Here is a 24,054-nt window from a genome sequence, read left to right on the forward strand (position 1 = left end):
GCCGCTGGCAATCAAGCGCCGGTGTGGGTCAGCGTGTGGCGCCGGATACGAGCTCCAGGAAGTGAGCGGCCACCGCGGCCATCGCCTCGCGCCCCGGCGCGATGTACTTGCGCGGGTCCACGCCCGTGGTGTTCTTGGCCAGATACGCCCGCACCGCGCCGGTGAACGCCGTGTTCAGCGCCGTACCCACGTTGATCTTGACCATGCCGGAGGAGGCGACGGCCTGGCGGATCTCGTCGTCCGGGACACCGCTGGAGCCGTGCAGCACCAGCGGGACCGGGACGGCGTCGCGCAGCCGGCCGATCAGCTCGTGGTCCAGGGCGGCGGTGCGCTCGGTCATGGCGTGCGAGGAACCGACCGCGACGGCCAGCGCGTCCACCCCGGTGTCGCGGACGTACGCGGCGGCCTCGGCCGGGTCGGTACGGACGCCGGGGGCGTGGGCGTCGAGCGGGGCCTCGCCCTCCTTGCCGCCGACCTTGCCGAGCTCGGCCTCGATCCAGATGCCGCGCTCATGACCCCACGCCACCGCCTCGGCCGTGGCCCGCACGTTCTCCTCGTACGGCAGCTTGGAGGCGTCGAACATCACCGAGCCGAAGCCCTCCGTGTGCGCCTGGTGCAGCAGGTCCGCGGACTCGACATGGTCGAGGTGGAGCGCGAGGGGGGCGCCGGAGGTGCGGGCGACGGCGGCGGCCGCGGCGGCGATGGCGGAGAGCCGCCCGCCGTGGAACTTCACGGCGTTCTCGGAGATCTGCAGGATGGCGGGCGCCCCGGCCCGCTCCGCTCCGGCCGCGATGGCCTCCGCGTGCTCCAGCGTGATGACATTGAAGGCGGCGATCCCGCGTCCCTCGGCCTGGGCGGCGGAGACGAGTTCACCGGTGCTCACGAGCGGCATGCTGACCTCTTGTTACTTCTTCGAACCAGCTGAACGCGGGTCCGGGACGGGCGCGGCCTCAGGCCGCCGTGGTGTGTTCCTCGATGCCGACGCGCGGCAGCAGCTCCTCGTACGCCGCGCGGTCGAAGTCACCGGCCGTCGGGGAGAGCACGGTCGCCGTCGACAGTGCCACCGCCCGCCGCAGCCGGTCGGGCCAGCTCAGGCCCTCGACGAGGCCGGACAGCAGCCCGGCCACCGCGGAGTCGCCCGCACCGGTCGGATTGCCCAGGACCTTGGCCGGCGGGGACGCCTGCCAGACGCCGTCGGGGGTGACCGCCAGCATGCCGTCCGGGCCCAGTGACGCGACGACCCCGTGCGCGCCGCGACGGCGGGCGTCGCGGGTGGCGCGCAGCGGCTCGCGGGAGCCGGTGAGCTGGGCGAGTTCGTCGGCGTTGGGCTTGATCAGGTCGGGGCGGGCGGCGATGCCTCGGCGCAGCGGTTCGCCGCTGGTGTCCAGGAGCACGGGGACGCCGGCGGTGCGGGCCAGGCGGACCAGTTCGGCGTAGGCGCCGACGTGGATGCCGGGCGGCAGGCTGCCGCAGAGGGCGACGGCGTCGGCCCCGGTGAGGAGCTCCTCGTACCGGCCGAGGAGGGCGGTCCATTCGTCGGCGGTGACGAGCGGGCCGGGTTCGTTGAGCTGGGTGGTGTCGCCGGTGGCCCGGTCGACGACGGCGATCGTGCGACGGGTGTTCCCGGCGACGGTGACGAGGGCGTCGCTGATCGGCGGGGCGGTGGGCGTGGCACCGTTTTCGGCCTTCGTGTCCGCGTCCTGCGACGGCTGGCCGGCCAGCAGTTCGCGCAGCACGGCTCCGGTGGAGCCTCCGGCGAAGCCGGTGACTGCCGTTTCGTGGCCGAGGGCGGAGAGCACCCGGGCCACGTTGAGGCCCTTGCCGCCGGGTCGCTCGGACATGTCGCTGACGCGGTGGCTGGCGTGCGGGACGAGCTCCGGGACGCCGTACGTCAGGTCGAGTGCCGTATTCAGTGTGACCGTGAGGATCACCGCGGCCGCTCCCTCGATCCCTGCTCTGGAGCGCGAATCCTTGGACGGAACGCGCTTTCTCTGCCTGTTTCCCAGGCGATCATGTCAAAGAGGCGGTGGTCGGCCCAGACCCCCGGACCAACCGCCGTCTCTTCGTTACGTATTCGACTCGCCGTCAATAACGGGACAGATCAACCGATCTGGGGATCGATGATCCATTCGCCCTTGCGCATGACGCCCTTGAGCGTGAAGTCCGCGTCCAGGACCACCAGGTCCGCGTCCTTGCCCGGGTCCAGCGAGCCGACCTTGTCGTACACGCCGAGCAGCCGTGCCGGGTTGGCGGAGATGGACTGCACGACATCGCCGACCGGGATCCGGTCGATGGTCACGGCCCGGTGGAACGCGGTGTCCAGGGTGAGTGTGGAGCCCGCGATCGAGTTGCCCTCGACCAGCCGCGCGACGCCGTCCTTGACCTCGACCGCGAGCGGGCCGAGCTGGTACCGGCCGTCGCCGAAGCCGGCCGCGTCCATGGCGTCGGTGATCAGCGCGACGCGGTGGGCGCCCGCGTGGTGGTAGGCCAGCTCCAGGGCGGCGGGATGCAGATGCGTACCGTCGTTGATCAGCTCGACGGTGATCCGCTCGTCCTCCAGCAGGGCCGCGATCGGGCCGGGCGCGCGGTGGCCGAGGCCGGGCATCGCGTTGTAGAGGTGGGTGGCGACGGAGGCGCCCGCGTCGATCGCCTCGACGGTCTGCTCGTACGTCGCGTCGGTGTGCCCGATCGCGGCGATCACCCCGTGCTCGGCGAGCAGCCGCACCGACTCGATGCCGCCCGGGAGTTCGGTGGCGAGCGTGAACATCTTCGCGGTGCCGCGCGCCGCGTCCATCAGCTTGCGGACCTCGGCCGGGTCCGGGTGGCGCAGCAGATCCTCGCTGTGCGCGCCCTTGCGGCACGGTGAGATGAACGGCCCCTCGAAGTGGATACCGGCCAGGTCGCCCTGCTCGACCAGCTCGGACAGGACACCGGCCCGCTGGGCGAGGAAGTCCATCTCGCCGGTGACGGTGGAGGCGACCAGCGTGGTGGTGCCGTGCTCGCGGTGGGTGCGGATGCCGGTGAGGACCTCGTCGACGGTGCCGGAGGTGAAGGACGCGCCGCCGCCGCCGTGGTTGTGCATGTCGACGAAGCCCGGGACCACCCAATGGCCGCTCAGGTCGATGGTCCGGGTGGCATCCGGGTACGGGGTGGACGCGGCCGGGGGGCGTGGGGGGTTGCTGTCGGTGGGTGGATTCCACGGGGCGCCGGCGCCCTCCGCCGCACCGCCGACGATCCGGGTGCCCTCGACGATCACCCGGCCGTCCTCGACGGTTCCGGTGGGAAGCACCACCCGGGCACCTGCGAGAACTGTGCTGTCTGCGCGTCCGGCCATCAGGCGGATACCTCCGTGGAGAGAAGATCCCAGGCGAGCAGCCCTGCGCCCAGGCATCCGGCGGTGTCCCCGAGGGCCGCCGGGACGATGTGGGGCAGCTTCTGGAACGTGACACGTTCCTCGACGGCCGCACGGAGTGGTGTGAACAAGGTTTCCCCGGCCTCGGCGAGACCGCCACCGATGATGAGCGTGCTGGGGTCGAGCAGTGTCAGCGCGGTGACCAGCCCGGCGGCGAGCGCGTCGACCGCGTTCCGCCAGACCTCCACGGCCGCCGGGTCGCCCGACTCCACGGCCTTCGCGCAGTCCGCGGCGTCCGCCGTCGGATCTCCGGACGCCGCGGCCCAGGCCCGGGTCACCGCGGAGGCGGACGCCAGGGTCTCCAGACAGCCGCGCTGGCCGCAGCCGCAGTCCGGGCCGTCCGGCCGGACCACGATGTGGCCGATCTCGCCCGCGTACCCGTGCGCGCCGGACTCGATGGTGCCCGCGATGCCGATGGCCCCGGCGATCCCGGTGCCCAGCGGTACGAAGAGGAAGCGGTCGGCGCCCTTGCCCGCGCCGATCCGGCCCTCGGCGAGTCCGCCGGTGCGCACATCGTGGCCGAGTGCGACGGGGACACCGCCGAGCCGCTCGCCGAGCAGTTCCCGCATGGGTACGTCGCGCCAGCCCAGGTTCGAGGCGTAGACCGCGATCCCGTTCTCGGCGTCGACGATGCCGGGCACGGCGACACCGGCCGCGACGGCGCTTTCGCCGAGGTGCTCCTCGCCGTACGCCCGCAGGTCTGCGGCGAAGGTGAGGATAGACTCCACTACGGCGTCGGGACCGCGTTCTCTGCCGGTCGCCCGCCGCGCCTCGTACAACAGGGCGCCGTCGGCCCCGACCAGTGCGGCCTTCATTCCGGTGCCGCCCACATCGAGGGCGATGACGTGTTTCACGGGAAACAGTTTCGCCCGACGAACCCTAATAGGTCTAGTCCACTATCGCGGTTTGTTGCGTACTCATACAAAATCGCGCCCGCGACACCTCCGCAACCGGCTCAGGGCCCTTTCGGACGGCTCAGGACGATAAGGATCACGTTGCGCGAGCGCGGGTGGTCCGGGTCGTACCGTTCCTGGGCAGTGAGCAGGAGCGAGTCCTGTCTCACCGGCACGCTCCGAACGGTCTTGGGTGCACTGGTCCTCCGCTTTCGCGTCCTGGGCGGCGACGCATATCCCGTATGCGGTCCGTCCCAGGCGGGCGGAATCCCTACGACCTGGCCATGTGAGTGTGGCCAAGTCCGGGTGCGTTGCCAAAGCGATACACCAGTGGCGTAGACCTTCGACGAGTGCTCGGGGGAGGATCGCAGCTCATCCGGAGGCCCCACGAGGACGTGGCCGGCGCGGATGACGCAAATGGACGAGGACGGACTGGCTGTGCAGCGGCGCTACTTGGGACTGACGGCGGCTGTGGCCGCACTGGGATTGACGGCGACGTTGTCGGGATGCGGCGGCAGCGGCAGCGGATCGGGGGATGTCACCCTCAAGCTCGTGGCGGCGGACTACGGCAACAGCGCGGCCAACAGCTCCGAGAAGTACTGGGCCGGGCTCGTGAAGGGCTTCGAGGCGTCCCATCCCGGCATCAAGGTCGATGTCAGCGTCTATTCGTGGAAGGACGTCGACCGCAAGGTCGCCGAGATGGTGAAGAAGGGGCAGGCCCCCGACATCGCCCAGATCGGCGCGTACGCCGACTATGCCAAGGCCGGCAAGCTCTACCGGGCCGACGAGATGCTGAGCATCCCCACCCAGGCCAACTTCCTGCCGCACCTCGCCGACGCGGGCAGCGTGGACCAGACCCAGTACGGACTGCCGTTCGTCGCCAGCACCCGGCTGCTCTTCTACAACAAGAAGTTCTTCGCACGGGCGGGCCTCGATGCCCCGCAGACCTGGGACGACATACGCAACGACGCGGCGGTGCTCAAGCAGCGCGGTGTGACATACCCGATCGCGCTGCCGCTCGGTCCGGAGGAGTCCCAGGCCGAGACCATGATGTGGCTGCTCAGCGGGGGCGGCGGCTACATCGACGACGTCGGCTCGTACGAGATCGACTCGGCCGAGAACGTCAAGACGTTCGACTGGCTGAAGACGAACCTGGTCGACAAGGGCCTGGTGGGCCCCGTCGCCCCCGGCAAGCTCGACCGGGGCAAGGCGTTCGACGCGTTCACGCGCGGCGAGGTCGGCATGCTGAACGGTCACCCGACGCTGATGCAGGAGGCCGAGAAGAAGGGCGTCTCCGTCGGCATGGTGCCGCTGCCCGGCACCGGCGGCCCCACAGAGGGGTCGATGGGCGTCGCCGACTGGATCATGGGCTTCAAGCAGCGCGGCCACCGTGTGGAGATGGGCAAGTTCTTCGACTATCTGTTCACCGACAAGAACGTCATCGACTTCGCCGACGAGTACGACCTGCTGCCGGTCACCGACAGCGCTTCCGCAGCGATGGAGTCCGATCCCGAGTACAAGCCGCTGTGGAAGTTCCTGGCCGCGCTGCCGAACTCGGAGTTCTACCCGTTCGGCAAGACGTCCTGGGCGCGGGCCAGCGAGTCGATCAAGGAGAACATCGGCAACGCGGTCGCGCCGAACGAGAGCCCCGAGAGCGTGCTGGGGAAGATCGCACAGGACGCGAGGGCGGCGGAGGACGCGGAGTAACGGGCGGCGGCTCTCCGTCCGGGCGATATGTTGGCTGATATGAGCGCCCCCCCGAATGGCCCCGACGACACGGACGGCCCCATCGGCCTCTCCGCCAGGGACCGTGCCGTGCTCGCCGTCGAACGGCAGTCGTGGGCCGGGCCCGGGGCGAAGGAGCGCGCGATCCGCGAACAGCTCGGCATCTCGCCCACGCGCTACTACCAGCTGCTGAACGCGCTCCTCGACGACCGCCGCGCGCTGGAGGAGGACCCGGTGACGGTGAACCGCCTGCGCCGGGTCCGCGACGCGAAGCGGGGGCGTCGCTGAGCCCGCACCCTCTCAGCCGGAGACGGTGATCATGACGGGCTCCGCGGTGCCGGTGACGCGCAGCGCCTCGACGAAGACCTCCGTGGTCCAGGCTGCCGCGTCCAGGGACCACACGGGCACCCGGCAGCGGAAGGCCAGCGCCCGGCGCATCCCTTCGGTCTGCATTTCGCCGGTCAGCGGCAGGGCCAGGCCCGGGAGGTCCACATCGGTGGTTGCCGGCTCGACGGTCATGCATCCGTAGGTGCACGCCAGCGCCTCGTCGCGAACGCGCCCGGCGCGGCCGGCCAGCTCCGCTTCGCGGCCCGACACGGTCACGGTGATCTCCCTGGCCGCGCCCGGATCGGCCAGCTCGTACCAACCGGCGGTGTACAGGAGGGCGGCGGCGGGGTCCGGTGCCAGGTGCACCGGTGCGACGGTGTGCACGCCGGTGACACGGATGTCGCCCACCTGCCGCAGAACGTCGCCAAGGACCGTCGCCACGGGCAGCACGGGCAGTCGCTGCCGGTTCAAGTGGGAGGACACGTCCGCCTGGAGCCAGCCGATCTCCCGTACGCACCCGTCCTGCGTCCAGTCCCCCCCCGCGTCGTTGTGCCCCCACCGGCTCCCCCCGAGCTCCATCCCGGCCCCCAGAACGGTGCTGCTCCACCCGTAGACCTCGGCACGGTTTACCGCCAGGCCGAAGACATCGACGTCGGGCTCCGAGGCGCCCGCGGGCGGTACGAGCCAGGGATGCCGGGTGAGGACCCCGTGCACACCCATGAGCAGAGTGGAGTCCCGCACCGCATCATCCATCGTTTCCCCCTACACACCCGCGCCGCAGTTGAAGGTCATCGTGGCAGTGACGGCCTTCTCCGGGGAGTCGGCCTCGCCGATGATGTCCACGTCGATCAGGCTCCGCCACTGCGTCTTCTTCTTGCTCTCGCACGTCTTACGGGCGTTGGCCCGATGGGTGCTGCTGGCCTTGCCCTTGGTCGGCTTCACCTTCTTGGACCCGCTGGCCACGGACTTCCACTTGCCGTGCCTGTCCTTGGCCTGCAGCCAGATGGTCACCTTGGCCTTCTCGCCCGGCCTGCCACCCTTCACCCGCACCCACCAGCCGTGTCCGGATGCCGTCGCCGGGGGCGTACTGGATACGTGGACGTGGTCGCCATTGGTGTAGAAGCCGCCGACGTCCGCCGTGTGCGGCGTTCCCGATGCGACGGGAAAGTCTTGGGCGGGGGCCGGGGAGGCGCCTGCCAGGAGAGCCGTCATCACCGTGGAAAGGACAAGAGACATACGCATCAGAGCTGCTCCCGGTGGGGGTGGGGGCCGATGCTCTGATCGCTGTCCGCACTCCACAGACGCTATGTGCAGGGCTGGGCTGGTTTATGCGTTCGATGTTTCAGGCTTGCGCGGTAGTCAGCCGCCGCGTGTCCGCGGCACCACGGACACCGCCCCTGTGCCACGTCGCCCATGGCTGTGCCCGGCGGTACGCCTATAGGCTCGGCCCCATGGGCAGCAATCCGCACGTACCCGCGCCGAGCGAGATCCCGTCCGAGCTCCCGCCCCCCACCACCCCACCCGGTCGAGAAGCCCTGGCCGCGATCCTCGCGCGCCCGGACCGTGCCGTCGTCGCGCTCGATTTCGACGGGACCCTCGCCGACATCGTCCCGGACCCGGAACAGGCCCGCGCCCACCCCGGCGCCGTCGACGCGCTTGTCGCGCTCGCCCCGAAAGTGGCCTCCATCGCCGTGATCACCGGCCGCCCGGCCGGCGTCGCGGTCCGGCACGGCGGCTTTGCCGGAGTACCGGGACTCGACCACCTCGTCGTCCTCGGCCACTACGGCGCCGAACGCTGGGACGCCGTGTCCGGCACCGTCCACGCCCCCGCCCCGCACCCCGGCGTAGCCGCGGTCCGCGCCGAACTCCCGGGCGTGCTCGGCCGGTTCGATTCGTGGCACGGAACCTGGATCGAGGAGAAGGGCCAGGCGCTCGCCGTCCACACCCGCCGCGCCACCGACCCGCAGGCCGCGTTCGAGGCCCTGCGCGGCCCCCTCGGCGAGCTCGCCGCCCGGCACGGGCTGATCGTCGAACCGGGCCGCCTGGTGCTGGAGTTGCGGCCGCCGGGCATGGACAAGGGTGTGGCGCTCGCGCAGTACGTGAGGGAGCTGGACGCCGAGTCCGTTCTGTACGCGGGTGACGACCTGGGTGACCTCGCCGCGTACGCCGCTGTGGAGAAGCTCCGCACCGAGGGCCCCGACGGCATCCCGGGCCTGCTGGTCTGCAGCGGCAGCGCGGAGGTGCCCGAACTGGCCGAGCGGGCCGACCTGCTGCTGAACGGCCCGGGAGCCGTCGTCGATTTCCTGGCAGCCCTGGCGCGACAGCTCTAGCCCCGCGCCGGCTCACTCCCGCCGCAGCGCGTCCAGCTGGTCCAGGAACCACTGCTGCGGCGGCAGCGCCACCGCCGCCGCGGCCAGCCGCTCCGTGCGTGCGGCCCGTTCGTCGTCCGCCATCGTCAGAGCCTCGTGCAGCGCCGCCGCCGTCGCGGACACGTCGTACGGGTTCACCACGACCGCGTCGCTGCCCAGCTCCTCGTACGCCCCCGCCTCCCGCGACAGCACCAGCGCGCAGCCGTGGTCGGAGACGACCGGGATCTCCTTGGCGACCAGGTTCATGCCGTCGCGGATCGGGTTGACGAGCGCCACGTCGGCCAGCCGGTACGCGGCGAGCGAGCGGGCGAAGTCGTCCTTCACGTGGAGCACGACCGGCGTCCAGCCCGCCGTGCCGTACACGGCGTTGATCTCGTCGGCGACCTGCTGCACCTCAGCCGTGTAGTCGCGGTACACCGCCAGGTCCTGCCGTGAGGGGTACGCGAAGGCGACGTGGACGACGCGCTCACGCCATTGAGGCCGCTCTTCGAGGAGCGCGCGGTACGCGAACAGTCCGCGCACGATGTTCTTGGACAGTTCCGTCCGGTCCACTCGTACGATCGTCCTCCGGCCGGGGCCGACCTGCTCCCGCAGCGCCGCCATCCGCTCGTCGACGTCCGCCTCGTGCGCGCGCCCGCGCAGGAAGTCCGCGTCCGCGCCGAGCCCGTGCACCCCGATCCTGGTCCGGCCGGTGCCGCCCAGGATCTCCGTGCAGCAGCCGATGAACGCGTCCGCCCAGCGCCGGGTCAGGAAGGCGGCCCGGTCCGCGCCCAGGATGCCGTGCAGCAACTGCTCGGCGATGTCGTCGGGGAGCAGACGGAAGTAGTCGACGGGCGCCCACGGGGTGTGCGAGAAGTGGCCGATCCGCAGGTCGGGGCGGAGCTCGCGGAGCATGCCGGGCACCAGCGCCAGGTGGTAGTCCTGCACCAGCACCGCCGCACCCGGGCCCGCCTCCTCGGCGAGCGCCTCGGCGAAGGCCCGGTTGTATGTCTCGAACGACGCCCACTGCCGCCGGAACTCCGCGTCGAAGACCGGCTCCAGCGGCGTCTGGTACAGCATGTGGTGGACGAACCAGAGCACCGAGTTCGCGATGCCGTTGTACGCGTCCGCATGGACGGCCGCGTCGATGTCGAGCATCCGTACGCCCTGCTCACCGACCCCGCGCCGGACCGCCTCCCGGTCCCCGTCGCCGAGCGCGGCGCACACCCACAGTTTGTCCTTGACGGCGCTCAGCCCGGAGACGAGCCCGCCGCCGCCGCGCTTCGCGTCGAGTGATCCGTCCGTGGCGAGGGTGTACGACACCGGGCCGCGGTTGGACGCAACGAGGACCTGGGCAGCGGACTGGGCTTCGGACGCGGAGACCATGTTGCGGAATCTAGCCAGATCACGAACCGCCCAAACGTGCGAAGTCAGGCCACGTCAGGCCGCCCGGCGCGAAACGTACTCCTCGATCTCGCGCATCGGAGGCCGCTCCTCGGTGTCCACCGCATGGGTGCGCGGTACGAAGCCGTCCTCGCCGCGCTCGAACTGGGTGAGCGAAGGTCGTACCAAGTGACCGCGGGACAGGCGGAGTTGAGCGGTCCGGTAGATCGTCGCCGCCATCCGGCCGAGCGCCTGCCCGTCCTGGTGGCGGTGTTTGCGCACCCCTACGTCGACCTGGGCCAGCGCGTCCAGACCCACCGTGTGCAGCGCATCGACCAGGAGGCCCAGTTCCACTCCGTAGCCGACGGGGAAGGGCAGCCGTTCGAGGAGGGAGCGGCGTACGGCGTACTCCCCGCCCAGCGGCTGGACGAAACCGGCCAGTTGCGGCCAGTGCAGATTGAGCAGCGGACGGGCCACCAGCTCGGTGACGCGACCACCCTGACCTGCGGTGTCACCAAAGGGGCGGTCGTACATCGCCTTCACGAACTGCACGTTCGGGTCGGTCAGCAGCGGGCCGACGACGCCGGAGACGAAGTCCGCCGAGAAGTCCTTCAGATCGGCGTCGATGAAGCAGACGATGTCACCGCCGGTCACCAGGAGCGACCGCCACAGCACCTCGCCCTTACCGGGCACGGCGGGTATCCGGGGGAGTATCCCGTCCCGGTGCACCACCCGGGCGCCGGCCTCCCGGGCCACCCTCGCGGTGCCGTCCGTGGAACCGGAATCGATCACCACGAGTTCGTCGACCAGCTGGACCTTCTCCATCAGCTCGCGCCGGATCGTCGCGACGATCCGGCCGACCGTCGCCTCCTCGTTCAGCGCGGGCAGTACGACGCTCACGCTCCCGCGGCGCGGGTCCCTGGCCTTGGCGGCCAGGATGCGGTCCAGCGGGCGGTCGGCGGCCGACCAGGAACGCCTGGCCAGCCAGCGTTCGACCTCTTCCAGCACGGTCGATACTCCCTGTATGTGATCCGTCTCGCGGTTCGGACGACTATCTCAACTGTCCGGTGCTTCGGTTACAGTCTTGAACAACGCGGATGGCCGTCGCATGTCGGGGTCAGTCCGCAAACAAATGCCTGGATCGGTGATCCAGTGCCACAGCGCTCATCCAGAGGGACTGAGGGAACGGCCCGTTGAAGTCCCGGCAACCCTCCTGCCGACCGCGAGGTCAGGTGGGGAAGGTGCCAATTCCGTCTCGCGGCGAAATGCGTCGCGAGGAAGATGAGGAGAAAGGGCCTCGCCATCATGGCTACGCAGACCGTTGCGGTAAGCACCAATTCTTCCGCCGAAGCTGTCGACCTCGGACCTGCCGCGGCGCTTTCCTGCCGCGAGTGCGGCGAGCGTTTCGAGCTCGGCCCCATTTTCGCCTGCGCGTCCTGTTTCGGGCCGCTCGAAGTGGCGTACGACCTGCCGAGCGGCTCCCCCGACGAGCTGAAGAAGCGCATCGAGGCGGGCCCCGACAACATCTGGCGTTACGCGCCGTTGCTGCCGGTCCCCGCCGATGTCGCGGACAAGCCCAACATCAACCCCGGTTTCACCAAGCTGGTCAAGGCCGACAACCTCGCCCGCGAGCTGGGCGTCACCGGCGGCCTGTACGTCAAGGACGACTCCGGCAACCCGACGCACTCCTTCAAGGACCGCGTCGTCGCCATCGCCGTCGAGGCCGCCCGCGCCTTCGGTTTCACCACCCTCTCCTGCTCCTCCACCGGCAACCTCGCCGGCGCGGTGGGTGCCGCCGCCGCCCGCGCCGGCTTCCGCTCCTGCGTGTTCATCCCGCACGACCTGGAGCAGGGCAAGGTCGTCATGGCCGCGGTGTACGGCGGTGAGCTGGTCGGCATCGAGGGCAACTACGACGACGTCAACCGCTTCTGCTCGGAACTCATCGGTGACCCGCTCGGTGAGGGCTGGGGCTTCGTCAACGTCAATCTGCGCCCGTACTACGGCGAGGGCTCCAAGACCCTGGCGTACGAGATCTGCGAACAGCTCGGCTGGCAACTGCCCGACCAGATCGTCATCCCGATCGCATCCGGATCGCAGCTCACGAAGATCGACAAGGGTCTGCAGGAGCTGATCAAGCTCGGTCTCGTCGAGGACAAGCCGTACAAGATCTTCGGCGCCCAGGCCGAGGGCTGCTCCCCGGTCTCCACCGCCTTCAAGGCCGGTCACGACGTCGTGCGGCCCCAGAAGCCGAACACCATCGCCAAGTCCCTGGCGATCGGCAACCCGGCCGACGGCCCGTACGTCCTGGACATCGCCCGCCGCACCGGCGGCGCGGTCGAGGACGTCAACGACGAGCAGGTCGTCGACGCGATCAAGCTGCTGGCGCGCACCGAGGGCATCTTCGCGGAGACGGCGGGCGGGGTCACGGTCGGCGTGACGAAGAAGCTCATCGAGGCCGGTCTGCTCGACCCGACGCTGACCATCGTCGTCCTCAACACCGGTGACGGCCTCAAGACCCTGGACGCGGTGGCCGCCACCTCGCAGGCGACCGCGACGATCCGTCCGAGCCTGGACGCGTTCCGCGCCGCCGGCCTCGCCACCAGCTGACCACCCGAGACCGAAGAAAGGCACCCCTCATGAGCGTCAAGGTCCGCATCCCCACCATCCTCCGCACCTACACGGGCGGCCAGGCCGAGGTCCCGGCCGAGGGCTCGACCCTCTCCCAGGTCATCGAGTCCCTGGAGCAGAACCACCCGGGCATCGCCGCCCGCGTCCTGGACGACCAGGGCAAGCTGCGCCGCTTCGTGAACGTGTACGTCAACGACGACGACGTGCGCTTCGAGGGCGGCCTGGAGACGGCGACGCCGGACGGCGCGGGCATCTCGATCATCCCGGCAGTCGCAGGCGGGTGCTGACCGTCCGTCCGACTTCACCGCGTTATCGGTATTGCCCCCTCTGCGAGAGAAGCGGAGGGGGCAATTCTGTATGGTTGAGCGCGGTACAGTGTGGGAAGTCCCCCCAGCTGCCCGTGCCGCCCGCATATGAGAATGCGCCCGGCCGCGACAAGAAGCAGCCAAAGTGCTCGATCTCCTTGCGCCATAAGTCGCCTTTGCCCGGCCCGACTTGCCCTGGAATCTCATGAATTCCTCATATTCGGGCGTTCGGTGCTGCCCGGAATTCTCGTCCGATTGACCTGTTGCAGAGGGCAGTTGGGCAGATACATTCGGCCGCGGTCGACGCGTTCCGGCGCACGCACCCTCCCCTGTCGGGGGGTGAGTTCTGACCCGGGTCCGCGAAGTGCGGTCCTGTGCAAGGGCCAGTAATAGGGGAGTTAGGCATGGCTCAGGGCACCGTCAAGTGGTTCAACGCGGAGAAGGGGTACGGCTTCATCGCGGTCGACGGTGGTGCGGATGTTTTCGTCCACTACAGCGCGATCCAGATGGACGGGTACCGCACCCTCGAAGAGGGTCAGCGAGTTGAATTCGAGATCTCGCAGGGCCAGAAGGGGCCGCAGGCGGACATGGTCAAGCTCGCCGTCGGCTGAGCTCGACGCGGTCGGCCAACGACACTACTCACGCACGGAGGGCCCGTACCCCCTGGGGTACGGGCCCTCCGCGCGTCCGCGTCCGCGGCCACCCGCGAGTGGCTGTCGTTGTCCACACCCCGAGGCGGACGCTTGCACTCTAGGGGGTCGAGTGCTAATCATTGGCGTTAGCACTCTCCAGGTGAGAGTGACAGAACTTGGACCGGGCCGGTGAGGCCCGCAGGTCCGGTGGGGCAAGGAACCACCGGTCACGCAGGCCGTCCGTCGCGGGCGCCACTCGGTCCGGAGAAATCCACCCCTGTCCGGGAGGACCACTTCACATGGCCAAGATCATCGCGTTCGACGAGGAGGCCCGGCGCGGTCTCGAGCGCGGCATGAACCAGCTCGCCGACGCCGTCAAGGTCACCCTTGGCCCCAAGGGTCGCAACGTCGTCCTTGAGAAGAAGTGGGGCGCCCCCACGATCACCAACGATGGTGTTTCCATCGCCAAGGAGATCGAGCTGGAGGACCCGTACGAGAAGATCGGTGCGGAGCTCGTCAAGGAGGTCGCCAAGAAGACGGACGACGTCGCCGGCGACGGTACGACCACCGCCACCGTTCTCGCCCAGGCTCTCGTCCGCGAGGGCCTTCGCAACGTCGCCGCGGGTGCCAACCCGATGGCCCTCAAGCGGGGCATCGAGAAGGCCGTCGAGGCCGTCTCCGCCGCCCTCCTGGAGCAGGCCAAGGACGTGGAGACCAAGGAGCAGATCGCTTCGACCGCCTCCATCTCCGCCGCCGACACCCAGATCGGCGAGCTCATCGCCGAGGCCATGGACAAGGTCGGCAAGGAAGGCGTCATCACCGTCGAGGAGTCCCAGACCTTCGGTCTGGAGCTGGAGCTCACCGAGGGTATGCGCTTCGACAAGGGCTACATCTCGGCGTACTTCGCCACGGACATGGAGCGCATGGAGTCGTCCCTCGACGACCCGTACATCCTGATCGTGAACTCCAAGGTCAGCAACGTGAAGGACCTCCTTCCGCTGCTGGAGAAGGTCATGCAGTCCGGCAAGCCGCTGCTGATCATCGCCGAGGACGTCGAGGGCGAGGCCCTGTCGACCCTGGTCGTCAACAAGATCCGTGGCACCTTCAAGTCCGTCGCCGTCAAGGCCCCGGGCTTCGGTGACCGTCGCAAGGCCATGCTCGGCGACATCGCCATCCTCACCGGTGGCACCGTCATCTCCGAGGAGGTCGGCCTCAAGCTGGAGAACGCCGGTCTCGACCTGCTCGGCCGCGCCCGCAAGGTCGTCATCACCAAGGACGAGACCACGATCGTCGACGGTGCCGGTGACAGCGACCAGGTTCAGGGTCGCGTCAACCAGATCCGTGCCGAGATCGAGAACTCCGACTCGGACTACGACCGCGAGAAGCTCCAGGAGCGCCTCGCGAAGCTGGCCGGCGGCGTGGCCGTCATCAAGGCCGGTGCCGCGACCGAGGTCGAGCTCAAGGAGCGCAAGCACCGCATCGAGGACGCGGTGCGCAACGCCAAGGCCGCCGTCGAGGAGGGCATCGTCGCCGGTGGTGGCGTGGCTCTGCTCCAGGCCTCGGCCGTCTTCGAGAAGCTGGATCTCTCGGGTGACGAGGCGACCGGCGCCAACGCCGTCAAGCTGGCGCTGGAGGCCCCGCTCAAGCAGATCGCCGTCAACGGTGGTCTCGAGGGTGGCGTCGTCGTCGAGAAGGTGCGCAACCTGCCGATCGGTCACGGTCTGAACGCCGCGACCGGCGAGTACGTCGACATGATCGCCGAGGGCATTCTCGACCCGGCGAAGGTCACGCGCTCCGCCCTGCAGAACGCCGCGTCCATCGCCGCGCTGTTCCTCACCACCGAGGCCGTCATCGCCGACAAGCCGGAGAAGGCCGCCGCGGCCGCTCCGGGCGGCATGCCGGGCGGTGACATGGACTTCTGATCCTGACGGATCGGTAGTTCCTGTACAGCTTTACCGCATCGGCCCCCGGGACCAGCAGGTCCCGGGGGCCGATGTCTTTTCTGTACGGGGCGGGGGCGGTGGACGCACCCACGATGCCCGCCGGAGCACCGTGAGCGCGTGATACCCCGCTCGACGGGACTGCGGAACTACGGAAGCCGGTCGAGGAGCCAGGTGCAGAGTTCCTCCGTCACAAGGGTGTGCCCCTCGTTGTGGGACGCGAGCTTGAACTCGTCGAGCCCACCGGCATTCGGCGGGAGCGCGGAGATGTCCTTGTACAGCTCCTCGTCCGTGTCCGGATCGCCCACGTCGACGGCGCTGACGGCCGGCACGAAGCAGTGCGAGCGGATACGTACGTCGGTCTTGAACCCGAGGAGGGGGTTGAGGGCGTTGAGCCCGTCGGCGAGGATGCCGAACCCTTCCAGCGAGCCGCCGGGTGCGCCGTCGACCGACGGGAGTCCGGACGTGTGCGCCTGGTTGGTCTTCAGTGTCACCACCCGCAGCTTCGCGACGAGTTCGTTGTCGCCCGGGGACTGGGTGTAGAGCTTGGTGCCCACGACCGACAGGCCCTTGCCCTCCAGGGCCAGTTCGCCGGCCTGCGCATCGGTACCGGTGCCGTCGGCCACGCCGTTGGCGACACCGATCAGCCGCGGCTGCCGCGGCCATTCGCCGATGGCCTCCATCTCCGCGAGGAACGTGGCGCGCTCGTCGCTCTGGTCCGGCGTCCCGTCCCACTTCTCGATGTGCCGCCACAGCAGCTGACGGGCGGCCGGGCTGTTGATCTGGTCGGAGAACCGGCTGTCGAGATCCTTGATGTAGTGCGCGAACGCCTGCAGCGCGATCGGGATCCAGGCGCCGCGGTGCGGGCTGTCGTACGAGAAGTAGAGAGAGGTCTGGTGGTCGATGCCCTGGCTCTCCATCTTGGCCAGCGCGTGCCGGGTGACGAGCCCGCCCATGCTGAACCCGCCGACGGCCAGCGACGCGTTGCCCTGCCGCTCCGCGATGGCGTACTGGATCGCGGCCTGCGCGGTCCGGGAGTTGTCCAGAATCGATGCGCTGCGCTCATGGAAGCCGAGGATGATGACGTCGTGTCCCCGGCGGCGCAGTTCGCTGATGAGCGCGTAGTCGCCGAACTCCATGATTTCCCAGGAGAAGTCCAGGCTGCTCGGCCCGGTGTTGAATCCGTCGGCGAAGATCACGGGGCGCGTGAGGCCCGAGTGTCCCTCGCCGTAGTAGACCCAGGCGGTGCCGCCCGGCAGGTCCCACACGGTGCTGGGCGGCAGCGGGAGGGCGCCGTGCTTCTCGGCGTCCAGGCGGGGGCCGGGGGTGAGGGTGATGGGGGGCTTGCTGTGGAGCTCCGAGACGATTTGCTCGAGGGTCGGTTCGGACATGGTTCGTTCCCCTTTGGGCTGGTTCGTTACAACGCGTGCCAAGATGAACACACGGAGTAGTGGCCAGGAAGGGGGAGCAGATCAAACCACTCCCAGGTGGGAGCCGGATTCGGACATCCGGCGATCACGGGCGGGGGAGGACTGTCCTGCGGGTCAGCGGACGAAGTCCTTGAGCCTGTCCGTGTCGAGGGTGAACCCGACCGGGTCGGGAAGGGGGACGGTGGCGCCGAACGGATACGAGGGGCGCTGCTGGTACACGCCGTCCTTCGGCTCGCTGGAGACCGTGACGGTGTCGTTGTCGCGGTCGACGAGGAGGTGGACGGGGATGTCCTTGTAGGCGTAGGCGCGGCCTTTCTCGATGCGGTCGCGGCGGTGCGTGTCGGAGTCGTGTGAGGTGACTTCGACGAGCATCTCGGTTCGTGGGGGTTGCGAGCTGCTGCCGGATTGCTGCGTTGAAGTGAGTTGTGGTGAGCGGGAGTGGGTCCTGTTGGTGGGTGTGTGGGGGTGGGAACGGGGGTTCTGGGGCCGAATGGGTGACCTTGGCGGTTGCTGCTCGTTGGGCTGGGTGGCAGGTGCCCGGCCTGGTGGGAGGGGGTGTTGTGGTGGGTGGTGTGCGGGAGTTGGCGGCGCCGTTCGTGGTGCCGGGGCCGTGCGGGGTGGCGGTCCGGGGTCGTCTGAAGCACCTCACGCCCCGGGACGAGAAGGTTCTGCGTGCGGTCGGTGAGCATCAGGGTGCGCTGGCTTCCCGTGATCTCAGGGCCCGTTGTGCGGATGGTCTGGAGCACAGTGCGGACACGTGGGCGTCGCGTAAGCGGGGCCTGACGCCGCTGTCGTCGTCGCGGATCGCCGGTGCGATCACCAAGGCCACGCACGATCAGTGGGCGCTGGCGCGCCGTTGCCAGGCCGCGCACATCCAGACGTTGGGAGCCGGGATCAGGACGCTGCGGCACCGCCTGTCCCTCCCGATCGGTGAGCCCGGAACGAAGCGGGCCGCGGGCGGCTACCGCTCCAAGGGCGAGTGGTTTCGCAAGTCGCGCCGCCTCGCGGCGTTGGAAGCCCGGCACGATGCCGCGGTCCGTGACCGGCGGGCCGGACGCGTCCGGGTCGTGCGGGGCGGCAAACGCCTCCTCAACACCCGTCAGCACCTTGCCGACGCCCACCTCACCCGGGCCCGGCTGGCCGAGGAGCGGTGGCGGGAGCGGTGGGAGGCGGAACGCTGGTTCATCGCTGCCGACGGCGAGTCCGGGAAACGGTTCGGGAACGAGACGATCCGCGTCACCCCGGACGGCGAGGTCAGCATCAAACTGCCCGCCCCGCTCGCGCACCTGGCCAACGCCAAGCACGGCCGGTACACCCTCACCACTCGTATCGGGTTCGCGCACCGGGGCGTGGAGTGGGCCGACCGCATCGCCGCGAACCGGGCCGTCGCCTACCGCATCCACCTCGACACCGGCCGTGGCCGCTGGTACCTCACCGCGTCCTGGCAACGCCCCGTTGTGCACACCATCCCGTTGGAGACCGCCCGCGCCCGGGGCCTGATCGGCGTGGACACCAACGCCGACCACTTCGCCGCCTACCAGCTCGACCCACACGGCAACCCCATCGGCGAGCCCCGGCGGTTCTTCTACGACCTGTCCGGCACCACCGCTCACCGCGACGCCCAGATCCGCCACGCACTGACCCGGCTGATCCACTGGGCCAAGCAGGCCGGTGTCGCCGCGATCGCCATCGAAGACCTCGACTTCACCACCGAGAAGACCCGCGAGAAACACGGCCGCAGGAAACGGTTCCGGCAGCTGATCTCAGGTATTCCGACCGGAAAGCTCAAGGCCCGGCTGGTCTCCATGGCCGCCGAACAGGGCCTGAGCATTGTCGCGGTCGACCCCGCCTACACCTCCCTGTGGGGTGCCCAGCACTGGCAGAAACCGCTGGCCACCCCGCGCCGCAGAATGTCCCGTCATGATGCCGCCGGCATCGCGATCGGACGACGCGCCCTCGGACACCCGGTCCGGGATGGGGTATCCCCTGCTCGAACGGAGTTGAGAGCTTGGGGAAGGACGGCACCGCCCCCACACGACCGGAGTGATCGTGCGGGGCATCGGACCGCCCAGGCCGGGCCAGGCACCCGGGGGCGTGAGGGAACCCGCCCACCCGCAACGGACCACGCCCCTGGAGGCGTGCCGCCGAACGGGACGAGAAAGCGGGAACCCAGCGCATCCAACACCGTTCGGGATGCGCCCAGTACACATCGGTGGGTCCAGGACCCACTCATGCGCACTGGTTAGGAACGGTCGTTCGTTATTCGGAACGCTAGAGCGTCGCCACCATCCGTGGCAAGCCGGTCACGAAAAGTCAACTGGCCTGGCGGGGAGGGTGGGTGGGAAGTGGCCCACCCCCCCATTCCTCGGAAAGAGCGCTCGGACTTCGAGGCTTGAGCTCCGGGGGAAATTCGCCTGGCCGTGGGGGCGCGGACGTGGTGCGCGTGCGCCGTGCGTGATTCGTGTGCGCCGCCGCCGTTGGGGTGGAGATCCGGGCCGGAGGCCCGTGGGGCGTGCGAACGGCCGCACATCTTTGTGATCTTGGTGGCTCCGGGCTGCCGCCGACGCGGCCCGTCTTCCATGTCTCTCTCTCGTTCGAGGAGTCCCGTGCGTATTCGTTCGATCCTGTCTCTCGCCGCGTCCGCCGTCGCGGTGGCGGCACTGGCCACCCCCGCCCAGGCCGCCGACGCCGCCGACGGCGCGTACCTCATCCGTGACGTGCGCACCGGCGCGTGTCTGGCGGGTGGCGAAGGCCCGCTGGGCGGCCACATCGAGCCCTGCAACCCCGGCACCGTGTGGGAGGTCCGCAACCAGGGCAACGGTCTGGCCCAGATCGTCGAGGCGCGCGGGGAGAACCGCTGCCTGGCGCTCTCGCCGATCCGGATCTTCCCGCCGGCCGTGTGGGTGGACGAGTGCGGCAGGCAGCCCGACCAGTGGACGATCCAGGGCGACGCCTCGGCAGGGCCGGTCGACATCGCCCTCGACCGAGGTGAGTTCGGCTCCCTGACGACGGAGGGTCGGCGCGTGGTCCTCCTCCCCGGCGGTCGCCCCCAGTGGATCATGGAGCGGCTCGGCTAGGACAGCCCTGTTCGGCCGATGACGCAGCCGCCCCGTGCCGGGATCGTTCTTCCTGACACGGGGCGGCTTCTCTGTGGGGGCTCAGTCGCGGCGGGGACCGATGACGGCGCTCCCGTCGTGCACGGTGATCGCCTGGGCCGGGCAGATGTCGGCGGCGTCCAGGACCCGTTCGTCCGGTTCGATGCCGTCGGGGATCGCCCGGGCGTGCTCCCCGTCCAGCGCGAACACCTCGGGGACGCTCCCGGCGCACATGCCCGATGCCTGGCAGAGCTGGTGGTCGACGCGCACGTTCCAGGTCATCCCGGTCACCACCCGACCGGCATGACACGCGGGCCGCGTACCAGCATCTCGGACTTCCACGTCACATCGCCCGCCACTCGCAGCCCCGGGAAGCGGCTGATGAGCGCGATGAGTGCCTCCTGAAGTTCCAGCCGGGCCAGCGGGGCGCCCAGGCAGTGGTGGACGCCGTGGCCGAATCCGAGGTGCTGGTTGCCCTCGCGGGCGATGTCGAGCACGCCCGGGGCGGTGAACCGCAGCGCGTCGCGGTTGGCGGCTCCCATGGCGACCAGGACCGGACTGCCCGCCCGGACGAGGGTGCCGCCGACCTCGATGTCCTCGGTGGCGTACCGGGGTTGGCCGGCGCCGCTCCCCAGCGGCACGAAGCGCAGCAGTTCTTCCACCGCGCCCGATACGAGTCCGGGATCGGCCCTGAGCCTGGTCAGCTGGTCCGGATGGTCCAGCAGAGTGAGGACGAAGTTGGGGATCTGGGACGCGGTGGTCTCGTGTCCTGCCACCAGGATGCCCACGCACAGATCGACGAGTTCGAGTTCGGAGAGCCGGTCGCCGCCGTCGCGGGCCTCGATGAGCGCCGTCATCAGGTCGTCCTGCGGCCCCTTGCGGTGGCGGTCGATCAACTCGGCCATGTAGGCGCGCAGTTCGTCGCGGTTGGCGTCGAACTCCTCGGCTGTGAGGGAGCTGGTCGACAGTGCGGCGTCGCTCCACACGCGAAAACGCGGACGGTCCTCGGTGGGCACGCCCAGTATGCGGCAGATCACCGCGACCGGCAGAGGCAGTGCGTAGAGATCGACCAGGTCCGCGGGCGGACCGGCCGCCTCCAGCTCGTCGAGGAGGCTCGCGGTCAGTTCCCGGACCTGCGGGCGGAGCTTCTCGACCTGGCGGACGGTGAATGCCTTGGCGACCAGGGAGCGCAGCCGGGTGTGGTCGGGTGGGTCCATGCTGAGGATGCCGCCGTCGCGCCGCCCCTCGGACTGCCGGGGCTCGTCGTGCGAGGCGCCCGCGGCCCGGCTGAAGCGCGGGTCGCCCAGGACGAGCCGGGCGTCGGCGTAGCGGGTGACGAGCCAGGCCGGTTCGCCGTATTCCATCTGGACCCGTAAGAGGCCCGGACGGTCGCGTACGCGCTCGTACTCGTCGGCGAGCTGGAGCCCGTCGGGGGTGTTGAAGGGGTAGGTGAGGGGGGTGATGTCTGCTGTCGTCACTGCGGCCTCCGATATGTAAGCAGCTGCTTACAACGTTAGGAGTGTGCCTCCGGGGCGGTCAACGATGCTTTACGGCCGATATCCTGACGGGCCGTCCGAGAGGAAATCCGCCATGGAGTCCGCCCCCGCGCCGCCGTCCGGAGAGCGCCGCCGCGATGCCGCGGCCACACGTCGTCGGCTGCTGGAAGCGGCCCGTGACCTGTTCGCGGAGCGGGGTTACGAAGGGACGACGGTCCGGAGCATCGCGGAGCGGGCCGGGGCCAACCAGGCCTTGCTGTTCCGGTACTTCGGGTCCAAGCAAGGGCTGCTCACGGAGGTTGTCGCACAGGGCGGGCTCGAGCAGGTGCGGGCGACGCCGCCCGAGGAGCTCTTCGAGACCGCCCTGCGCTCGATGCTGACCCGCAGCTCGGACGGGGGGACGGAGGACCGCTCTCTGGAGGTCTATCTGCGGTCCATCGGTCGGGGCGACGAGGCGGCCGGAACCTTGCGGAAGCTGGGCGAGGAGTACCAGGGCGCGCTGGCCGGGCTCTCCGGCACCGAGGACGGCGCCCTGCGTGCGGATCTCGCCATGGCATGGCTTCTCGGCATCGGCCTGATGCGGACGGTCGTCGCACGTGAACCCCTGGCCGGTGCCGATCCGGACGACGTGTGCCGTCTCGTACTGGGCACGCTCGGACACCTCTGGTCGGCTCCGGCGGAGTAGCGCAGACACGTCCGGGCCCGGGCCCCGGCCCCGGACGTGTGTTGTTCGGTTAACGGTGACGGCTCTCGAAGGTGGCGAAGGCCGTCTCCTGGCGCCACTCGGTCGCCGCCTTCGGGTTGTCGGCCAGGTAGCGGGCGCAGCGCGCGCTCGGGTGGGCGGTGCCCGGCCGGTCGCTGCGGCAGGCGTCGACCAGGCGGTAGCCGGAGGGGGCGGAGCCGGTGGCCCACAGGCTGCGGCCGTTGCGGAACGCGTACTCCAGCGAGGCGCGGGCCAGGTCCTTCAGCTCGGTGTAGCGGAGGTCGTACGTCCTGGCGGCGTACTGGTACTCGTGGCTGATATCGATCCGCGAGACCCCCGGGTCGTCGGTGGACAGGACCACCGGGACGCCGTAGCGGCGGTACGCGTTGAACGGGTGGTCGTCGCCCGCGATGCCGAGGATCTGCTTGTTGCTGCTGAACGGCACCTCGACCGCCACCTTGCGCTGCGCCATCGTCCGGGCGAGCTGCCGCCAGTCGTCCTCGTGGACCAGGTCCACGCCGTGTCCGATGCGTTCGGCACCGGCGACGAGTACGGCCTCGCGGATGTGGAACGTCAGGTCCTCGGGCTTGACCAGGCCGGGGGCCAGCTCACCGGCGTGCAGGGTGAGGTGGGCGCCCGGGTACTGGCCGCGCAGATAGTTCAGCATCCGCATCTGGAGGCTGTAGTTGAGCAGCGCGCTCTCCCCGTCCTCGGGCTGTACGAGGTTGACCGCGACGAACCTCGGGTCGCGCTCCGCCAGCCGCATGCCGACCGCCATCTGCGTGAACACCCGCGCCGGGGTGCTGCCGCGGGAGACCTGGGAGATCCACCTGACGGGGAGCCGGCAGCCCGGGTCGGGGCGCGCGGTGTCGCAGTGCGCGGCCACCCGGAACTGGGCATTGGCGTCGTCGGCCTCCTTGACCGCATCGTCCACGACCCGGTCGAGCTGCCCGCCGGCCAGAAGCTTGCGGTGGAACGCCGCCAGGTCGGCGTCGTAACCCACGGCGTCGGCAAGCTTCTTGGCGCTTTCCGACGCGGGGGTGACCATGGTCTCCAGATAGAACTGGTTCTGCTCGACCACGGTGTCGGCCACATTGGCGAGCAGCTTGCCGCGGTCCCAGGTCGCCAGGCTGAACTTGCCGAAGGTGTCGAAGAAGTGGTCATGCCCGGACTGGTCGGCAGGGAAATCCTGCATGGACCAGGCCCGGACGATCTGCTGCCGGAAGGCGGCGTCCGTCTGCGCGTCGATGGCGGGCCGCTTGCCCGGTCCGCACGGCGGCGCGACAGCCGTCATCGTCGCGTCGATGCACAGCCCCTTCTCGCCCGCGAGCTTGATCAGGAACTCGGTCTGTGCCGCGCCCGACAGGTGGTTGTGGAGGTCGCCCCCCTTGGGCAGCGCCTTGAAGAAGGCCCTCAGCCTCTCGGGCTTGTTGCGCAATGAGTCGAGGTACGCGGCGGTCCTGCGCTCCGCCTGCGTCACCGCGCGGGGTGACGTGTGCGCGGCGGGCCGTGCCGAGGGATCCTTCACGGGTGCGGCCGTGGCCGGGATCGCCGGGAGCAGGGAGAGCACGGTGAGTGCACCGAGCCCGGCCGGGAGCAGAGACTTGGGACGGTGGGCCGTCCGGATTGTTGAGATCACCGCCGAATGATCGCGTTCGGCGAGGGCATTTCTCACCCAAACCGCACCTATGGCCGGAAACGTCCACCCGATCGAGTGCGCGAGCGGGCGCTGCCCTC

The 24,054-nt window shown here is 69.8% G+C and carries 23 protein-coding genes and 1 riboswitch; of the genes, 10 read left to right on the forward strand and 13 right to left on the reverse strand.

The genetic code is table 11. The annotated features are described in order from the left end of the window. Positions 1-28: 28 nt before the first annotated feature. The 4 genes from ACZ7IB_RS26145 to ACZ7IB_RS26160 all read right to left on the reverse strand — a co-directional run bounded on the left by ACZ7IB_RS26145 (position 29) and on the right by ACZ7IB_RS26160 (position 4,266). Positions 29-892, reverse strand: coding sequence for a class II fructose-bisphosphate aldolase (locus tag ACZ7IB_RS26145; protein WP_470916190.1), 864 nt, complete (start codon positions 890-892; stop codon positions 29-31). A 58-nt stretch (positions 893-950) separates the two neighbouring features. Beyond that, a complete protein-coding gene (locus ACZ7IB_RS26150; protein WP_470916191.1) occupies positions 951-1,931 on the reverse strand; it encodes a 1-phosphofructokinase family hexose kinase in 981 nt (326 codons plus the stop codon). Positions 1,932-2,101: 170 nt separating this feature from the next. Then, on the reverse strand, positions 2,102-3,334 hold the full coding sequence (gene nagA, locus ACZ7IB_RS26155) for an N-acetylglucosamine-6-phosphate deacetylase (RefSeq protein ID WP_470916193.1): 1,233 nt from the start codon (positions 3,332-3,334) through the stop codon (positions 2,102-2,104). Next, positions 3,334-4,266 (reverse strand): ROK family protein, encoded by a 933-nt coding sequence (locus ACZ7IB_RS26160; RefSeq protein ID WP_470916195.1) that lies wholly within the window; start codon positions 4,264-4,266, stop codon positions 3,334-3,336. The genes nagA and ACZ7IB_RS26160 overlap by 1 nt, the downstream gene beginning before the upstream one ends. A 447-nt stretch (positions 4,267-4,713) precedes the next feature. Between ACZ7IB_RS26160 and ACZ7IB_RS26165 the strand changes: the two genes are divergently transcribed. Continuing rightward, complete coding sequence (locus tag ACZ7IB_RS26165) at positions 4,714-6,012, forward strand: ABC transporter substrate-binding protein (protein WP_470916196.1); 1,299 nt, start codon at positions 4,714-4,716, stop codon at positions 6,010-6,012. Positions 6,013-6,051: 39 nt separating this feature from the next. Next, positions 6,052-6,318, forward strand: a complete 267-nt coding sequence (locus tag ACZ7IB_RS26170) for a DUF3263 domain-containing protein (protein WP_470916198.1) — start codon at positions 6,052-6,054, stop codon at positions 6,316-6,318. A gap of 12 nt (positions 6,319-6,330) precedes the next feature. On the opposite strand, the gene ACZ7IB_RS26175 is transcribed toward ACZ7IB_RS26170, so the two are convergent. Together ACZ7IB_RS26175 and ACZ7IB_RS26180 are read right to left on the reverse strand one after the other, a co-directional pair. After that, positions 6,331-7,110 carry a hypothetical protein gene (locus tag ACZ7IB_RS26175; protein ID WP_470916199.1) on the reverse strand — a complete coding sequence of 260 codons (780 nt, stop codon included), beginning with the start codon at positions 7,108-7,110 and terminating at the stop codon, positions 6,331-6,333. Positions 7,111-7,119: 9 nt separating this feature from the next. Continuing rightward, positions 7,120-7,599 carry a hypothetical protein gene (locus ACZ7IB_RS26180; protein ID WP_470916201.1) on the reverse strand — a complete coding sequence of 160 codons (480 nt, stop codon included), beginning with the start codon at positions 7,597-7,599 and terminating at the stop codon, positions 7,120-7,122. 209 nt (positions 7,600-7,808) lie between these two features. Between ACZ7IB_RS26180 and otsB the strand changes: the two genes are divergently transcribed. Next, positions 7,809-8,687, forward strand: coding sequence for a trehalose-phosphatase (otsB, locus tag ACZ7IB_RS26185; protein ID WP_470916203.1), 879 nt, complete (start codon positions 7,809-7,811; stop codon positions 8,685-8,687). Positions 8,688-8,699: 12 nt separating this feature from the next. Here the strand turns inward: otsB and ACZ7IB_RS26190 are convergent, their stop codons facing one another. After that, positions 8,700-10,091 carry an alpha,alpha-trehalose-phosphate synthase (UDP-forming) gene (locus ACZ7IB_RS26190; protein ID WP_470916204.1) on the reverse strand — a complete coding sequence of 464 codons (1,392 nt, stop codon included), beginning with the start codon at positions 10,089-10,091 and terminating at the stop codon, positions 8,700-8,702. A 54-nt stretch (positions 10,092-10,145) separates the two neighbouring features. Further along, complete coding sequence (locus ACZ7IB_RS26195) at positions 10,146-11,096, reverse strand: glucosyl-3-phosphoglycerate synthase (protein ID WP_470916206.1); 951 nt, start codon at positions 11,094-11,096, stop codon at positions 10,146-10,148. 153 nt (positions 11,097-11,249) lie between these two features. Beyond that, positions 11,250-11,376: riboswitch (SAM riboswitch) on the forward strand. Between the two features lie 17 nt (positions 11,377-11,393). Here ACZ7IB_RS26195 and thrC point away from each other — a divergent pair. The 4 genes from thrC (at position 11,394) to groL (ending at position 15,575) form a co-directional block, all read left to right on the forward strand. Continuing rightward, entirely contained in the window at positions 11,394-12,695 is a 1,302-nt protein-coding gene (gene thrC / locus ACZ7IB_RS26200; protein ID WP_470916208.1) for a threonine synthase, read from the forward strand. Between the two features lie 29 nt (positions 12,696-12,724). Beyond that, a complete protein-coding gene (locus tag ACZ7IB_RS26205; RefSeq protein ID WP_072487929.1) occupies positions 12,725-13,003 on the forward strand; it encodes a MoaD/ThiS family protein in 279 nt (92 codons plus the stop codon). A 422-nt stretch (positions 13,004-13,425) separates the two neighbouring features. Then, positions 13,426-13,632 carry a cold-shock protein gene (locus ACZ7IB_RS26210; RefSeq protein WP_003967346.1) on the forward strand — a complete coding sequence of 69 codons (207 nt, stop codon included), beginning with the start codon at positions 13,426-13,428 and terminating at the stop codon, positions 13,630-13,632. Positions 13,633-13,952: 320 nt separating this feature from the next. Then, on the forward strand, positions 13,953-15,575 hold the full coding sequence (gene groL, locus ACZ7IB_RS26215) for a chaperonin GroEL (protein WP_383070685.1): 1,623 nt from the start codon (positions 13,953-13,955) through the stop codon (positions 15,573-15,575). A gap of 167 nt (positions 15,576-15,742) precedes the next feature. Here the strand turns inward: groL and ACZ7IB_RS26220 are convergent, their stop codons facing one another. Then, on the reverse strand, positions 15,743-16,984 hold the full coding sequence (locus ACZ7IB_RS26220) for a lipase family protein (protein WP_470916210.1): 1,242 nt from the start codon (positions 16,982-16,984) through the stop codon (positions 15,743-15,745). A gap of 153 nt (positions 16,985-17,137) precedes the next feature. Further along, complete coding sequence (locus ACZ7IB_RS26225; RefSeq protein WP_470916305.1) at positions 17,138-17,515, reverse strand: Uma2 family endonuclease; 378 nt, start codon at positions 17,513-17,515, stop codon at positions 17,138-17,140. A gap of 71 nt (positions 17,516-17,586) precedes the next feature. Here ACZ7IB_RS26225 and ACZ7IB_RS26230 point away from each other — a divergent pair, with 71 nt between their 5' ends. After that, a complete protein-coding gene (locus ACZ7IB_RS26230; protein ID WP_470916307.1) occupies positions 17,587-19,269 on the forward strand; it encodes an IS200/IS605 family accessory protein TnpB-related protein in 1,683 nt (560 codons plus the stop codon). Positions 19,270-19,629: 360 nt separating this feature from the next. Further along, a complete protein-coding gene (locus tag ACZ7IB_RS26235; RefSeq protein ID WP_470916212.1) occupies positions 19,630-20,100 on the forward strand; it encodes a hypothetical protein in 471 nt (156 codons plus the stop codon). Between the two features lie 81 nt (positions 20,101-20,181). Here the strand turns inward: ACZ7IB_RS26235 and ACZ7IB_RS26240 are convergent, their stop codons facing one another. After that, a complete protein-coding gene (locus tag ACZ7IB_RS26240; protein WP_470916214.1) occupies positions 20,182-20,400 on the reverse strand; it encodes a ferredoxin in 219 nt (72 codons plus the stop codon). Positions 20,401-20,405: 5 nt separating this feature from the next. Then, positions 20,406-21,596 (reverse strand): cytochrome P450, encoded by a 1,191-nt coding sequence (locus ACZ7IB_RS26245; RefSeq protein WP_470916216.1) that lies wholly within the window; start codon positions 21,594-21,596, stop codon positions 20,406-20,408. 112 nt (positions 21,597-21,708) lie between these two features. Here ACZ7IB_RS26245 and ACZ7IB_RS26250 point away from each other — a divergent pair, with 112 nt between their 5' ends. After that, positions 21,709-22,299 (forward strand): TetR/AcrR family transcriptional regulator, encoded by a 591-nt coding sequence (locus ACZ7IB_RS26250; protein ID WP_266359193.1) that lies wholly within the window; start codon positions 21,709-21,711, stop codon positions 22,297-22,299. A 49-nt stretch (positions 22,300-22,348) separates the two neighbouring features. On the opposite strand, the gene ACZ7IB_RS26255 is transcribed toward ACZ7IB_RS26250, so the two are convergent. Continuing rightward, complete coding sequence (locus ACZ7IB_RS26255) at positions 22,349-23,956, reverse strand: adenosine deaminase family protein (RefSeq protein WP_470916218.1); 1,608 nt, start codon at positions 23,954-23,956, stop codon at positions 22,349-22,351. Between the last annotated feature and the right edge of the window lie 98 nt (positions 23,957-24,054).

Source organism: Streptomyces sp. NPDC037301 (genome assembly GCF_055602785.1).

What these genes read in the sequence shown, in the direction of transcription:
- ACZ7IB_RS26145 (WP_470916190.1), bottom strand. Translation starts at nt 892, where the DNA reads ATGCCGCTCGTGAGCACCGGTGAACTCGTCTCCGCCGCCCAGGCCGAG.
- nagA (WP_470916193.1), bottom strand. Translation starts at nt 3,334, where the DNA reads ATGGCCGGACGCGCAGACAGCACAGTTCTCGCAGGTGCCCGGGTGGTG.
- ACZ7IB_RS26165 (WP_470916196.1), top strand. Translation starts at nt 4,714, where the DNA reads ATGACGCAAATGGACGAGGACGGACTGGCTGTGCAGCGGCGCTACTTG.
- ACZ7IB_RS26170 (WP_470916198.1), top strand. Translation starts at nt 6,052, where the DNA reads ATGAGCGCCCCCCCGAATGGCCCCGACGACACGGACGGCCCCATCGGC.
- ACZ7IB_RS26175 (WP_470916199.1), bottom strand. Translation starts at nt 7,110, where the DNA reads ATGGATGATGCGGTGCGGGACTCCACTCTGCTCATGGGTGTGCACGGG.
- ACZ7IB_RS26180 (WP_470916201.1), bottom strand. Translation starts at nt 7,599, where the DNA reads ATGCGTATGTCTCTTGTCCTTTCCACGGTGATGACGGCTCTCCTGGCA.
- otsB (WP_470916203.1), top strand. Translation starts at nt 7,809, where the DNA reads ATGGGCAGCAATCCGCACGTACCCGCGCCGAGCGAGATCCCGTCCGAG.
- ACZ7IB_RS26190 (WP_470916204.1), bottom strand. Translation starts at nt 10,091, where the DNA reads ATGGTCTCCGCGTCCGAAGCCCAGTCCGCTGCCCAGGTCCTCGTTGCG.
- thrC (WP_470916208.1), top strand. Translation starts at nt 11,394, where the DNA reads ATGGCTACGCAGACCGTTGCGGTAAGCACCAATTCTTCCGCCGAAGCT.
- ACZ7IB_RS26205 (WP_072487929.1), top strand. Translation starts at nt 12,725, where the DNA reads ATGAGCGTCAAGGTCCGCATCCCCACCATCCTCCGCACCTACACGGGC.
- ACZ7IB_RS26210 (WP_003967346.1), top strand. Translation starts at nt 13,426, where the DNA reads ATGGCTCAGGGCACCGTCAAGTGGTTCAACGCGGAGAAGGGGTACGGC.
- groL (WP_383070685.1), top strand. Translation starts at nt 13,953, where the DNA reads ATGGCCAAGATCATCGCGTTCGACGAGGAGGCCCGGCGCGGTCTCGAG.
- ACZ7IB_RS26220 (WP_470916210.1), bottom strand. Translation starts at nt 16,984, where the DNA reads ATGTCCGAACCGACCCTCGAGCAAATCGTCTCGGAGCTCCACAGCAAG.
- ACZ7IB_RS26240 (WP_470916214.1), bottom strand. Translation starts at nt 20,400, where the DNA reads ATGACCTGGAACGTGCGCGTCGACCACCAGCTCTGCCAGGCATCGGGC.
- ACZ7IB_RS26250 (WP_266359193.1), top strand. Translation starts at nt 21,709, where the DNA reads ATGGAGTCCGCCCCCGCGCCGCCGTCCGGAGAGCGCCGCCGCGATGCC.